The 13209-nt window shown below is 37.3% G+C and carries 12 protein-coding genes and 1 tRNA gene; 4 read left to right on the forward strand and 9 right to left on the reverse strand.

What is annotated here, in order from left to right; genetic code table 11:
* Positions 1-142: 142 nt before the first annotated feature.
* The 6 genes from H1P_RS08270 to H1P_RS08295 all read right to left on the reverse strand — a co-directional run bounded on the left by H1P_RS08270 (position 143) and on the right by H1P_RS08295 (position 8437).
* Entirely contained in the window at positions 143-1504 is a 1362-nt protein-coding gene (locus H1P_RS08270) for a 2Fe-2S iron-sulfur cluster-binding protein (protein WP_144866066.1), read from the reverse strand.
* A 221-nt stretch (positions 1505-1725) separates the two neighbouring features.
* On the reverse strand, positions 1726-2349 hold the full coding sequence (locus tag H1P_RS08275; protein ID WP_222426983.1) for a class I SAM-dependent methyltransferase: 624 nt from the start codon (positions 2347-2349) through the stop codon (positions 1726-1728).
* 98 nt (positions 2350-2447) lie between these two features.
* Positions 2448-2633: a hypothetical protein gene (locus H1P_RS08280; protein ID WP_144866068.1), complete on the reverse strand. Its 186-nt coding sequence runs from the start codon at positions 2631-2633 to the stop codon at positions 2448-2450.
* Positions 2634-2739: 106 nt separating this feature from the next.
* Entirely contained in the window at positions 2740-3402 is a 663-nt protein-coding gene (locus H1P_RS08285; protein WP_144866071.1) for a hypothetical protein, read from the reverse strand.
* Between the two features lie 186 nt (positions 3403-3588).
* Complete coding sequence (locus tag H1P_RS08290; RefSeq protein ID WP_144866074.1) at positions 3589-6258, reverse strand: MGH1-like glycoside hydrolase domain-containing protein; 2670 nt, start codon at positions 6256-6258, stop codon at positions 3589-3591.
* A 43-nt stretch (positions 6259-6301) separates the two neighbouring features.
* A complete protein-coding gene (locus H1P_RS08295) occupies positions 6302-8437 on the reverse strand; it encodes an amylo-alpha-1,6-glucosidase (RefSeq protein WP_144866077.1) in 2136 nt (711 codons plus the stop codon).
* 114 nt (positions 8438-8551) lie between these two features.
* On the opposite strand from H1P_RS08295, the gene H1P_RS35895 reads away from it, so the two are divergent.
* Together H1P_RS35895 and H1P_RS08300 are read left to right on the forward strand one after the other, a co-directional pair.
* Positions 8552-8725 (forward strand): hypothetical protein, encoded by a 174-nt coding sequence (locus tag H1P_RS35895; RefSeq protein WP_186375889.1) that lies wholly within the window; start codon positions 8552-8554, stop codon positions 8723-8725.
* 408 nt (positions 8726-9133) lie between these two features.
* Positions 9134-10795 (forward strand): iron uptake porin, encoded by a 1662-nt coding sequence (locus tag H1P_RS08300; RefSeq protein ID WP_144866079.1) that lies wholly within the window; start codon positions 9134-9136, stop codon positions 10793-10795.
* A 181-nt stretch (positions 10796-10976) separates the two neighbouring features.
* On the opposite strand, the gene H1P_RS08305 is transcribed toward H1P_RS08300, so the two are convergent.
* A tRNA-Asn gene (locus H1P_RS08305) sits at positions 10977-11048 on the reverse strand.
* Positions 11049-11190: 142 nt separating this feature from the next.
* Between H1P_RS08305 and H1P_RS08310 the strand changes: the two genes are divergently transcribed.
* Positions 11191-11688, forward strand: coding sequence for a hypothetical protein (locus H1P_RS08310; RefSeq protein ID WP_144866081.1), 498 nt, complete (start codon positions 11191-11193; stop codon positions 11686-11688).
* 9 nt (positions 11689-11697) lie between these two features.
* On the opposite strand, the gene H1P_RS08315 is transcribed toward H1P_RS08310, so the two are convergent.
* Together H1P_RS08315 and ureA are read right to left on the reverse strand one after the other, a co-directional pair.
* Positions 11698-12003 (reverse strand): urease subunit beta, encoded by a 306-nt coding sequence (locus H1P_RS08315; protein ID WP_186375890.1) that lies wholly within the window; start codon positions 12001-12003, stop codon positions 11698-11700.
* A 191-nt stretch (positions 12004-12194) separates the two neighbouring features.
* The gene (gene ureA, locus H1P_RS08320) at positions 12195-12497 is read right to left on the reverse strand and encodes an urease subunit gamma (protein WP_144866087.1); all 303 of its coding nucleotides are present in this window, start codon (positions 12495-12497) and stop codon (positions 12195-12197) included.
* A gap of 187 nt (positions 12498-12684) precedes the next feature.
* Between ureA and thrB the strand changes: the two genes are divergently transcribed.
* Positions 12685-13209, forward strand: a 525-nt coding sequence (gene thrB, locus H1P_RS08325) for a homoserine kinase (RefSeq protein ID WP_144866090.1), incomplete at its 3' end; no start/stop codon positions are given.

Here is a 13209-nt window from a genome sequence, read left to right on the forward strand (position 1 = left end):
GTTTCGTTACTCTAAATAATCTACAGATAGACGATTTTGTGTAGTAATTATTAGATGGATAATCTCATACATATTTAGACTAAATTTTACTCAAGAATGTTTACCCACCCTACAAACATTAATCAATGCTCAATAATCAAGGTTAAAGATTGAGAACTACCTTATTAGTTTTCGGCTGACAAATACAAATTAAAACACTACCTTCATCGGGTTCATTAGTCGGAGGTTCAACATATTCTACTTCTCCTTCTTGTAACTCAGACATACAAGTCAAACAAATCCCCTCGCGACAACTATAAGGAGGATTAATGCCATTTTCTTCAGCAAATTCTAAAATTGTTCCATTACCTTTTTGCCAAGTTAATGTTTTCCCAGAAGCAGCAAAAACAATTTCTGCATTGTCTATTCCTTCGGTATTAGTGGTTTTGGGCTGAGTATTACCTTTAGTTTTGCCACCTTTAGAAAAAGATTCAAAGAAAACCTTATCTTCTACCACTCCTAATTCTCCTAAGCCACTGCGAATAGAGTCCATAAAAGCTGGTGAACCACATAAAAAGTATTCCGCATTGCTAGCACCGTAAATCTGCTGGATTTCGGGAATAATTTGAGTTTCTAGTAACTCTTTATCGACATAACCTTCACTGTGATAAAATCCTGCATCTTCTGGTCGAGGACGACTATATTTATAATGAATATGTAAATTAGGATTCTCTTGTCCCAGAGCTAAAATAGCATCACGAAAAGCATGATAATCACCATTTCTCGCTCCATGCAAAAACCATAAATGACGATGGGGATTTAATTTAGTACAGGCTTTCGCCATAGCAATCATAGGCGTAATACCCACTCCATTACTAATCAAAACTGCTGGTACAGAACTGGGAACATCAATAAAAAACTTTCCATTAGGAGGTTTTGCAGGGATAATCGAACCTTCTTCTATGACATCATGCAGAAAATTAGATGCAATTCCAGGGGGAACATCTAAATCTCTTGGCGCACCTTCTTTTTTAATTGAAAGACGATAATAACCATCTGTATTGTTGTAATCAGAAAGAGAATAAGTTCTAATTACAGGGCGAGTTTGTTCGGGAATATCTAACTTAATAGTTAAAAATTGTCCTGGCTTAAAATCAGGAAGCTCGAACTTATCTTGAGGTTTCAAATAAAAAGAAGTAATTTCTTGACTTTCTTTTACTTTGTGATCGACTACGAAATTACGCCAATCTTTCCATGATTTATCACGATCGATAGACTCTGTGATAGTTTTTGTTGCTGCTTTTTTTTGACTGGGTTTATAGCAGGTTGCGCCTCCGATCACTGCTCCTGCGATCGCTCCTATTAAAGAGCCATAAACTGCGAATTTATGATTTTCTTTACTCTCTTTAAGACCACTCATACCAATTATCAGAGCAAAAACCATCGTTAAAATTGAAAAAACTGCCGATGCTCCTGTAATACTTCTTGTTAGGGGATTTTTGATTTGTTGTAAGCTTTCTAACATGAGATAAAATTCCTTTTGCTAATGATTAATGGCTAATGGATAATTGTTGATTGAGGTGTATTTTAATTGCTCTATAATTAGTTATTTATTTATCAAAAACCTTCCTAAAAACTGACTGATTTACTAGCAATAAATACCTGATGACTTTTTGAAAGATAGAATGAACCATAATTACTCCTAGTTTGAACTTGAAAACCGACTTGACGCAGTTTTTTAGCAATTTATGAGGATTCATAAAGACGTACATGATGTATTTCATCGTCTCGTTTGTAGTAACTTCCTTCTTTTCGCAACGTAATAATGCGACGGGTTAATTTTTTTTGTTCTCGATCTTCTTCTTTTTCAAACAGTACAATCCAATCTTCTCCCTCCTTAAATCCTTGAGTTATTCCTGTAGCCAATGGTTCTAAAATATCGAAGATAAATACACCTCCAAGTATTAAAGATTTGTAAATGCGCTCAAAAAGAACAGTTAAAATTTGACTATTATTTTCTTCATCAAAAAGATAGTTAAGACATTCACCAATTGATGTTACAGCATTACATGGGGGTATTTCTGCTTGAAAAAGTGACTTAACTCGAAATTCTGCTTCAGGAATTCTGTTTCGAGCAATTTCAATCATCGATCGCGAAATATCGATTCCTAATACTTGATAATTAGCTTTGATAAACTCTTGCGCTGATAATCCACTTCCACAACCCAAATCGACAATTAAACCTTCTGTAATATTATGTTTTTGGAGAATTTCTATGATGCCAGGAGCAGATTTAATCGCAAAGTCACTAAACCCAACATCGTGGATATATGCTAAATCTTTTTTATACCAATTAGCGATTTCATTCATCAGATTTTGATTTAATAAAATTTTTTTATGAATTAATGATGATATTTTTATGCATATAAATATAATAGTTTTTCGGCTATATAAAGTTTAAAATTAAATCAGCGATCGCAAAGTTTTTTAATTATTTCACGACTGTATTTTAATACTTCTTGAAGATTATCATTAATATCAAAACTAAATTCAATAGTTTTACCATCTTTATTGGTTACTTTTCCTTCATATTGATCGTATTCAATATCGTATTTTATTATTCCTAAATAAGGATCGTTAATAGTTTTTGACATTTTTTTAGATACCTAAATTTTCTTTATACAGGTAGAGAAATGAATTATAAAGGGCAATGCTTATCTTACGATTAAAGTTCTAGCGATCACCAAAATTCAAACTTGTTTAATCATTGTCAAATTGCAATTGAAAATCTGATGAATGCTTGTCTAATTCACTAAATATATTAGTAGAAAATCGTTCTAAAATAAAACATACTTTTTTAAAAGGACAGAAACAAAAACATTCTTGAGCTAAGGATTGATATATTTCCCAAATCCAAGGATCGTAAGGTAAATTTAAGACAGATATTTGAAAATCCCTATATAAGCACTCATAAATCAAAGAAAAACTACTAATCCAGTTATTCTCAATAGCTTGAGATAGTTTTGTTTCCTCTCTTAATGAACTAATACATTCTTTTCTGAGTAAATTGTATAATTTAGAATCTATTGGTTCAATGATATTCCATAATTTACTAAGAGCATTAGATATATTTTGACTAATTTCTTTTTCAAGTTGTGGTGTCCCCAACGATAATTTGTTTTGAATACTTTTGCTAACGCCTTTAATCATATAAGTCTCAGAATCATTAAAAAACCATATTTGAAAAATCAGATCGATAATATCATTGCAGAAAATAATTTGCGGAGCTTTTTTATTAATTAATTGGTAAGTTTGATTAATTACTTCCGTAGCTCGATCTCGATTTATAGGTTTTGTTTCTAAAGCAATTGTTAACCATTTATGATAAATATCCTGAATTAAATCTCTTTGAGCGTTAATCATTGTGATTTGGTTTACTAACTTGTCAAGTTTAAAAGGTATATTAAAGATAGTCCACAGATGAACGCAGATGTCTTGGTGCGCGATGCGGAGCGAGTCCTTTAGGGCGTTCCCTAGATGAGTTTTACTCATCGGGGTCGCACCGCAAACACAGATAATTTATTGGTTTGGTTATTACTTGTTAACTATTTACTGATTCTGAATATATTCCCCACTTTGCTGAATTAACTTGGCAACTAATCCCGTCCAGCCTGTTTGATGATTTGCGCCAATTCCTGCGCCATTATCACCGTGAAAATATTCGTGAAATAGGATTAAATCTTGCCAATGAGTATCGTTTTGAAACTGCTCAATTCCGCCGTACAAAGGTCGTTTTTGAGCGCGACTTTTGAGGAAAATTTTTGTTAGTCGGGAAGAAATTTCTTGAGAGACTTCCCATAAATTCATCATTTTCCCCGAACCAGTGGGACATTCAACTTTGAAATCATCACCAAGATAATGATGGAACTTTTGTAATGATTCAATCAATAAATAATTTACTGGCATCCAAACAGGCCCTCGCCAATTCGAGTTACCGCCAAATAAACCGCTACTGGATTCGGCTGGTTCGTAGCTTACCTTATTGGCATCTCCGTTGACATGAAAAGTATAGGGATTATCTTTGTGGAAACGAGACAACGCACGGATGCCATAATCTCCAAAAAATTCGTCTTCATCAAGGAGTTTTTCTAGAATGCGTCGTAATTTATCCTCTGGTTCAAAGCGATCTAAAGTAACATAACAAAGAGCTAGCATTCTCCTTGCGCCTAATCCTGTTGTTTCCATACAGGCGACATTTTTCTTTAACTCAGTGCGGTTGTTGATAAACCATTCCAATCTTCGCTTAAAAACGGGAAGTTTATTGAGGACTTCTGGTTCGAGAGTAGTAACGGCAAACAGAGGAATCAAACCCACCATCGATCGCACTTTTAAACGGACTCTCTCCCCGTTAGGTAGATGCAGTACATCATAGAAAAAACCATCCTCGTTATCCCAAAGCTGAGTTTTTTCATCGCCAATATGGTTCATGGCATCTGCAATATACAGAAAATGCTCAAAAAACTTGGTTGCCATGTCTTCATAGACAGGGTTTTCTAATGCCAACTCTAGGGCAATTGTCAGCATATTGAGGGAATACATTGCCATCCAGCTTGTACCGTCTGCTTGTTCGATATAGCCTCCAGTGGGTAAAGGAGAACTGCGATCGAATACCCCAATATTATCTAGTCCTAAAAAGCCCCCTTCAAAGATATTATTTCCTTCAGTATCCTTGCGATTTACCCACCAAGTAAAGTTAAGCAGTAATTTCTGAAAGACTCTTTCTAAAAAAAGGCGATCGCCTTTTCCCGTTCTTTTTTCTTCAATCTTATACACTCGCCAAGTTGCCCAAGCGTGTACAGGTGGGTTAACATCCCCGAATGCCCACTCATAAGCAGGAATCTGTCCGTTGGGGTGCATATACCACTCCCGCGTCATTATATCTAACTGATATTTGGCAAAGTCGGGATCGACTAGGGCAATGGGCAAACAGTGAAAAGCTAAATCCCAAGCAGCATACCAAGGATATTCCCATTTATCAGGCATGGAGATAATATCTTCATTATCTAGATGAATCCATTGATGGTTGCGTCCTTTTTTTCTCTCTGGTGGTGGTGCGGGTTGGGTAGGATCGCCATTTAGCCAGCGATCGATATCGAATTTATAGTATTGTTTACTCCATAACATTCCTGCAAAGGCTTGTCTTTGGATATTTACTAAATCGTCGTTTAAGGTAGAGGTATTAATCTTTTGATAAAATTCATCTGCTTCATTGAGGCGAGTTTTAAAGATAGTATCGAATTCATTACCCAAAGGTTCAGTTAAATTGGGTCGATCGCTTAATCGCAGTTTAATTACTTTAGTTTCTTCCGGTGCAATAGTTAATTGATAGTGAGGAGAAAATTTAGTTCCGATCTTGTTAGGATTAACCGCATCTTTTTCACCATTAACGATATAATTATTAATCCCATCTTTGGCATATTTAGAGCCATTATCGTAATTGAATATTCGCTGATAATTAGTTTCGTTTTCAGTAAATAGTAATTCTGGATCGCCTTGACAATAGAAATAATAATCCCCTTGTTCGGGATGATAGGTTTTAATTTGAATATTGGGCGAATGGCCATTCGCCCCTACACTAATTTTGGGTTTGAGGGTGTCTTTGTCCCAAGACCAGATATTGCGAAACCATAATGTTGGTAATAAATTTAATGTTTGTGATTCGGAACTATGATTAACAACAGTAATTTTAATCAAGATATCTTCTGGAGTATTTTTGACATATTCAACAAAAACATCGTAGTAATTGTTATCATCAAATACTCCTGTATCTAATAATTCATATTCCATCCCCCTTCTTCCTATAGTGCGATTTTCTGCTTCTAGTTCGGCGTAAGGAAATTCTACTTGAGGATATTTGTATAACCCTTTCATATAAGAATGAGTGGGGGTACTATCAAGATAAAAATAATAATCTTTGACATCTTCTCCATGATTACCCTGAGTACCAGTTAAACCATAAATGCGCTCTTTTAAAATTGAATCTTTGCCATTCCATAAAGCAACTGCAAAACACAAAAATTGCCTGTTATCGCTAATACCTAAAATGCCATCTTCTCCCCAACGATATGCACGAGAACGGGCTCGATCGTGGGAAAAGTAATCCCAAGCTTCTCCTGTGGCACTATAATCTTCTCTAACTGTTCCCCACTGCCTTTCACTAAGGTAAGGACCCCATTTTTTCCAATCTTTTTGTTGTAATCGTGCGGATTCTTTAGTCATGGTTTTTGTTAATTGTTAGTTGCTAGTTATTAGTTATTGATGGCTAATTGTTAATTGTTATCAGCCAACTTCTTAATACTTCTGCTACACTCCACGCTTGGGCAAAACAACCTCTAGGGGTAAAAGGTGCATCTCCATCAAAAATTTCGCTGATGCTGCCAATGCAACCATCCCGTAAATGGTTAGCCATTGGTAACAGAAAACTACGAGCCAGTTCAGGATTTTTATATACTCGCAAGTGAGCTTGAATAAAATGACCGATTAACCAACCCCAAGTAGTACCTTGGTGATAACTACCATCTCGTTGTAATTGGTTTCCCCCATAGATTCCGACATAATCGGGGTTATCTGTAGCTAAAGAAAGCAATCCATAAGAAGTTAATAATTTTTGTCCGACTTTATCTACCACCATTCTCTGTTGTTCTGGTTGTAGGGGTGATTCTATAGGGGCGTTTCGCGAAATGCCCCTATCGGGTAATGACACAGCAAAAATTTGATTCGGACGAAAACTCGTATCATTGCCATCAGGAGAATCAATTACGTCGTAGCAATAACCACCCTCTTCATACCAAAACTTAGAGAAATGCGATCGCGTATTATCTACCATTTCTTGATATTTACTGGCAGATTTACTTAAAATATCTGAAAAATAATCTATACAGACTAAAGCATTATACCAAAGGGCATTTACCTCTACAGGCTTACCAATACGAGGTGTAACTACCCAATCTCCCACTTTGGCATCCATCCAAGTAAGTTGCACTCCCGATTCGCCAGCATAGAGTAAGCCATCATCATCCATCTTGATGTTGTAGCGAGTACCCTTGATATGCCAATCGATAATTTCAGCTAGTAAAGGGAATAATTCTACAAGTAATTCTCGATCTTTTGTAGCAGCGTAGTAAGCTCGAATCGCCTCAAAATACCATAGAGTAGCATCTACAGTATTGTAATGGGGAGTTTCCCCAGCATCGGGAAACACATTAGGTAACATTCCTTTGTCTATATATTTAGCAAAAGTGCGAAGAATAGTTTTAGCAATGTCATAACGCCCTGTAGAGATGGTTAATCCTGGTAAAGAAATCATGGTATCTCTACCCCAGTCAGTAAACCAAGGATAGCCCGCAATAATCGTTTTTCCTTCTGGATTATCAGTTAACGGACGATCTACAATAAATTGCTCTGTTGCTAAGACTAATTGTTCGATCCAATGATTGGGGTTTGGGTTGTCGGGTGTAGGGTTTAGGGAATTAGAATCATAAAAAAGATCGATCAATTGGCGATCGCGTTCTGTTTTTTTCTGTTGGCTTTTCTCCCCGATCTGATTATTTCCCCATGTTTTGCGATATTCTCCCGCACTCCATCTATCGGATGTACTGGCAATAATGGTTAGAGAATCTCCTGGCTGTAAGATAACACTGCCAGTGCTAGCTAGCAAATGATCTTCCGTAGCATCCAACCCACGATATTCTTCTACTGCAAGAGCAAAGTTTTGATACCAAGTATTATCGATCGACCAATTAAAGTTATTAGACCAATTTTTCGTAATTGCAGAGATGTATAAATTTTCAGCATTGGGAAAAGCTTTGACTCTTAAACTATAAATGCCTCCTCCATCTGTTTTTTCTGATTCTGTTTCTGGGGGACGAAGAGGAATTGCACGAGAATTAATAGCAGATCCTGTTGGCAAATCTTTAACATGAGTACCACCGTGATAATCGCGATAGTTAACCAATGCTTTGAGAGATAAATTTAAAGGCTGACTACCTCGCTTATAGCTATAGCGAATATAAGTGGTATTTTCTCCCTGCTGCATCCAGATTCGTTTTTCCAGTAACCCATCAGCAAAAGCAAAATGCCAAACGGGGGTTGTTCCCTCTAAATGAAAACTCTCTATATTTAGATATCCTTCGGGTGCAACTGTGCCATCTGCCCAACGATTAGTTGATAAATCGTAAAATTGTCCGTTGTAATTAACAGTTTCATCTAGTTTAGTTAGTAGTAAAGTTCTAGCTACAGGTGGTTTTAACGCACCTACAAGCAAGCCATGATAGTGTCTAGTCAAGACACCCGATATTGTGCCTGAAGCGAAACCGCCAATACCGTTGGTAATTAACCATTCTCGGGACTCCGCAATCTTCGGATTGTTACATACTTCTCGTCCAAACTTGAGATTCATTATCTATATCCGATGGTTGATGGTTTAAATTTATAGTCCGTATCTGAAAAAAAACTGAAAAAGTTATTAATTGTTATTTATCAATTTATTTACTAATTATTAGGCGTTCATAATTTGTCTATCATTTCTACATCAAAATTTGGCGTTGGTAATTTGATGTATGACGTACATAAGCAAGACTTGCCCATGTCGAGGAAACCTTATCCGAAGGTGTATCCTTTAGGGCGACGGGCTTCCTTGCTCAATGTTTCTGTTCGTAGCTTGGAGCTTCAAAGCTCTAAGCTCTAAGTTTTTTTAAGAAGAGTACAGTATGAAAATTTAAAAATCATACCTTGATTCACCAACGCCCAAAATTTTTAGAGGAATCCCAAAGCGATCGCTATTTTTGACTTAATCTTGACCAATATATTAAGAGGTTATTGTTGCAAATTACTAATTAAGAAATTTTGACCTGCGTAAGGTGGGCTTAAAAACCTTACTCAATTCCAAAAATTGCATTAAAACGATGCTTTTATGTTATTAAAGAGCCGATCGTACATTAAAGATCGGGAAAAGTGTTGTCAAAAACACAAAATACTGTTAATTTCAGATGGTATTTTCTAACGAGTCAACCCTAGTTATAAACGTTTGTATCTTATGATGCTTTAAAGTTTGACTTGAGGGTTATTCTCAATTTTAGGTGTGAGGAAAAGTAAAATGAGATCTAAGTTAAGAGCTTCTTTCTGGAGTAGTTCTGCGGTTTTTGGTGCAACTTTATTAGCTTTCAGCACCCCTGTACTATCTCAAGAAGCAAATTCCGCGTTTTTTGACGAGTCTCTACAATACAACGACCCCTTATTAACCAACAGGGATGATGTTGATAGCGACCCCATGAACCAGGTAACCAATGTCAATCAACTACAAGATGTATCCCCCGCAGACTGGGCTTATGAAGCATTACGTTCTCTCGTAGATCGTTATGGTTGTATCGCAGGTTTCCCCAACCAAACTTATCGTGGAAATCAAGCTTTAAGTCGCTATGAATTCGCTGCTGGTCTAAACAGTTGTCTGAACCAAATCGAGCGTTTAATTGCCTCTTCTGAAGCAGTTGTCAGAGAAGATGTTGATACTATCAATCGTTTAACCCAAGAATTTGAAGCCGAGTTAGCCACTATTAGCGGTAGAATTGACAATCTTGAAGGTCGTACTGCTTTCTTAGAAGATAATCAGTTTTCTACCACTACCAAATTGGTCGGGGAAGTAGCTTTCACGCTAGCTGGTGCTTTTGGAGAAGAAGAAGCTACAGATTTTTTTGATGATGATATAGATGAAGAAAGCCCCGATCTCGATTCTCAAATTGTCTTTACCGATAAAGTTCGTCTGCAATTAGTCAGCAGTTTTACAGGACGAGATCAATTAATAACTCGTCTGAGTGCAGCCAATATTGGTAACTCCTTCCAAGATGAGACTGGTACAAGAGAAGGTCGTTTTGCCCATGATTTTGGAGTACCTGACAATGACGTAGTAATCGATCGCTTACACTATACTTTTGGTTTACTTGATGGCGATTTGCAAGTCACCACAATGGCAGTATTAGCTGGTCATCATTTCTATGCAGAAGCCTTTAATGATGGTTTAAACAGTGGTGGTGGTGCTACTGGTGGTTTAACTCGTTTTTCTGAACGTAGCCCAATATATCGCCAAGGTATTACTCGTAGCTCTGCTGGTCTAGGCTTACGCTATAGTTTAGGAGAAAAATTTGAAATTTCTGCGGGATATATCGCTCCTGGTGCTAGCGACCCCGATGAAGGTGCTGGTTTATTTAACGGTACTTACTCTGCAATGGGTCAGTTCGTCTTTAAGCCTTATGAAAAACTAAAAGTAGGTGTATCCTACGTCAGAGGCTTCAACAACGATGGTGGTTCTACTCTTTGGGGTGGTACAGGTACAAATTTAGCTAGTCTCGGCTTCACTGAGTCTACTACCAGTAATACCTACGGCGCACAATTTCAATGGGATATAAGTTCCTTTCTTAGCTTACGCGGTTGGTTTGCTTACGCAGATATCAATTTACTTGGTGATGGGGATGCCGATGTTATGACCTATGCTGGTGCTTTAGTTTTCCCTGACTTGGGTAAGCAAGGCAATCTAGGCGCACTTGTAGTAGGGGCAGAACCTTATCTTACCGATATTGAACTTGATAGTGGTAATGATAATTTTGCTGATGATATTCCTCTTCACGTAGAGGCTTTCTACAAATATCAACTCAATGATAATATCTCTGTTACTCCTGGTGTTATCTGGCTCGCTAGCCCCAACCAAAATGCTGATAATGATGATATCTTCATCGGTGCTATCAGAACTACTTTTAGTTTCTAGGTTAAATAATTTTCAAGCTAGCAGTTTCTAAATAGTAAAGAGTGGGTAGTAGTTAATACTGCCGATTCTTTTTTGTAGTGTTGCACAGTGAAACACGCCGTACAATTGGCTAAAGTTACACTAACTCATTACCGATGACACGCCCTAGTTACCATACATAAATTTATCAATTATTTGAAAACTCCCCGGGTGGGATTCGAACCTACGACCAATCGGTTAACAGCCGACCGCTCTACCACTGAGCTACCGAGGATTGCTCATCACAATTACTAATCTTAGCGAAAGAAAAACTATTTGGCAAGTCTTTTGGCGATTTTTTTTTGAGACTACCTAAAATTGCTAGTCCAAGGATATCTTAGAAAAGAAGAACTATCAATTACAATAAATAACCCCTCATGCTGGCGGATCGTCGTAAGAACGTGTACCTTTCTTTTATTTCTACTGACTTACCTTTATGGAACATCATTGAGGGAAATGCCTCTTTGTACCAAAAAGATCGACATAAATTTCATTTATTGCTGAATCAGTACAATTTACCCCAATCATCTTATTCTAAAGACCCAACACCATCACTTGAAGGAGAAGACAAAACTCCTAAAGGATTGCTGTGGCTGGAAGTTTCACCTTCTCGCGTAATTCTAACCATGCAAAGCAACGGTAGTTTTAGCTATCGTCACTTTTGGGAAAGAGGAGTTTATGGTATCAGTCGCTACTGGCTAAATGCCAATACACCAGAAAATAGTAGTTCTTTTCGTTTACGCAACTTTACTCGTTTCTTACAGTTTGATTGCGATCCTTTTCCTACCAGAGTCCAAATAGATTATGAGTTGTGGTCATCTCAGTTAAAACTAGGTTCTTATGTATTGCATTTAGACATCGATCGCGCTATTTAGTAAATCAAATCACAATTCACCATTCACCAAACCATTAAAGCCGTATACTTCACGACTTCCCGCAAAAGGTACTAAATTGACATCCTTTTCATCTCCTGGTTCAAATCTGACTGCTGTTCCCGCAGGGATATCTAAACGCATTCCTTTAGTTGTTTCTCGCTCAAACTGCAAAGCGGTATTGACTTCATAGAAATGAAAATGAGAACCTACTTGAATAGGGCGATCGCCTGTATTAGCAACCGTTATCGTAATAGTCTCTTTTCCTTGATTGAGTTCGATGCTACCACTGCGGGTAATTATTTCACCTGGAATCATATTAGTTATCAGTTATTAGTTATCAGTTATCAGTTACTCTAACTTTTGACCAACGGTCACAGATTACTCCGCCTTCTAACGATGTAGTAATCTGTGACTTTTGCGGTGCGACAAGAAATGAGGTTGCCTCATAAGCGCAAACGCGCACTGTTGAATTCAGCCCTCATCATTCAGCCCTCATCCTTTCTCTTTTACTGTATGGGATTGTGGACGGTGACTAATTTGGTTCCATCGGGGAAGGTGGCTTCTACTTGTACTTCAGGAATCATTTCTGGTACACCTTCTAATACCTCATCAGCAGTTAACAAGGTTGTGCCATAAGTCATTAATTCAGCAACGCTTCTTCCTTCTCTCGCGCCTTCTAAAATTGCTGCGGAAATGTAACCTACTGCTTCGGGATAGTTAAGTTTTAAACCCTTGGCTTTGCGCCTTTCTGCTAGTAATCCAACAGTAAAAATTGTTAATTTATCTTGTTCTTGGGGTGATAGTTTCATCTATTCAGTAAGCAGTAATTAGTAAGCAGTAATCAGTAGGCAGTAATTAATCAACTGATTTGATGTCTTGTCTATTTGTACGGTATTTTGTCTCGAAAAGAGAAAAGCGATCGACTTTTTTTAACGATGGAAGATAATATATCTTATAATTCATGGTTCTTATGAGTTAGGCTTTAGAACTTCAATTATGAATCAAACTACTGTAATCGTTCCTGGAACAACTGCTAACATTGGCGTGGGTTTTGATTGTCTTGGTGCAGCTTTGACAATTTATAATGAGTTTCAATTTACCTCGTTGGAGAAAGCAGCAGAATTTACTATCACAGTAGAGGGTGAAGAAGCCGATAAAGTCAGTACAAATAAAAGTAATTTACTCTATCAATCTTTTCTCAAGTTTTATCAACACATTGATCGCACTCCCCCAGGAATTCTCGTACAGACTAAATTGGGTGTTCCTTTATCCAGAGGCTTAGGGAGTTCAGCAACAGCTATTGTGGGGGGATTAATAGGGGCTAATGCAATCGAGGGAAACCCTCTTAATACCACAGAAATTATAAAATTGGCGATCGCAATAGAAGGACATCCTGATAATGTGGTTCCTGCTTTACTGGGTAATTGTCAATTATCTGTGGGAGAAGCCGAACACTGGCAAATTACAGAAATTCCTTGGCATTCTGATATCGTACCTGTAGTTGCAATTCCTAATTTTGAG

Source organism: Hyella patelloides LEGE 07179, assembly GCF_900659865.1.
Lineage (GTDB): Bacteria > Cyanobacteriota > Cyanobacteriia > Cyanobacteriales > Xenococcaceae > Hyella > Hyella patelloides.

What these genes read in the sequence shown, in the direction of transcription:
- H1P_RS08285 (WP_144866071.1), bottom strand. Translation starts at nt 3,402, where the DNA reads ATGATTAACGCTCAAAGAGATTTAATTCAGGATATTTATCATAAATGG.
- ureA (WP_144866087.1), bottom strand. Translation starts at nt 12,497, where the DNA reads ATGAAACTATCACCCCAAGAACAAGATAAATTAACAATTTTTACTGTT.
- H1P_RS08290 (WP_144866074.1), bottom strand. Translation starts at nt 6,258, where the DNA reads ATGACTAAAGAATCCGCACGATTACAACAAAAAGATTGGAAAAAATGG.
- H1P_RS08275 (WP_222426983.1), bottom strand. Translation starts at nt 2,349, where the DNA reads ATGAATGAAATCGCTAATTGGTATAAAAAAGATTTAGCATATATCCAC.
- H1P_RS08295 (WP_144866077.1), bottom strand. Translation starts at nt 8,437, where the DNA reads ATGAATCTCAAGTTTGGACGAGAAGTATGTAACAATCCGAAGATTGCG.
- H1P_RS08300 (WP_144866079.1), top strand. Translation starts at nt 9,134, where the DNA reads ATGAGATCTAAGTTAAGAGCTTCTTTCTGGAGTAGTTCTGCGGTTTTT.
- H1P_RS08310 (WP_144866081.1), top strand. Translation starts at nt 11,191, where the DNA reads ATGCTGGCGGATCGTCGTAAGAACGTGTACCTTTCTTTTATTTCTACT.
- H1P_RS08315 (WP_186375890.1), bottom strand. Translation starts at nt 12,003, where the DNA reads ATGATTCCAGGTGAAATAATTACCCGCAGTGGTAGCATCGAACTCAAT.
- H1P_RS08270 (WP_144866066.1), bottom strand. Translation starts at nt 1,504, where the DNA reads ATGTTAGAAAGCTTACAACAAATCAAAAATCCCCTAACAAGAAGTATT.
- H1P_RS08280 (WP_144866068.1), bottom strand. Translation starts at nt 2,633, where the DNA reads ATGTCAAAAACTATTAACGATCCTTATTTAGGAATAATAAAATACGAT.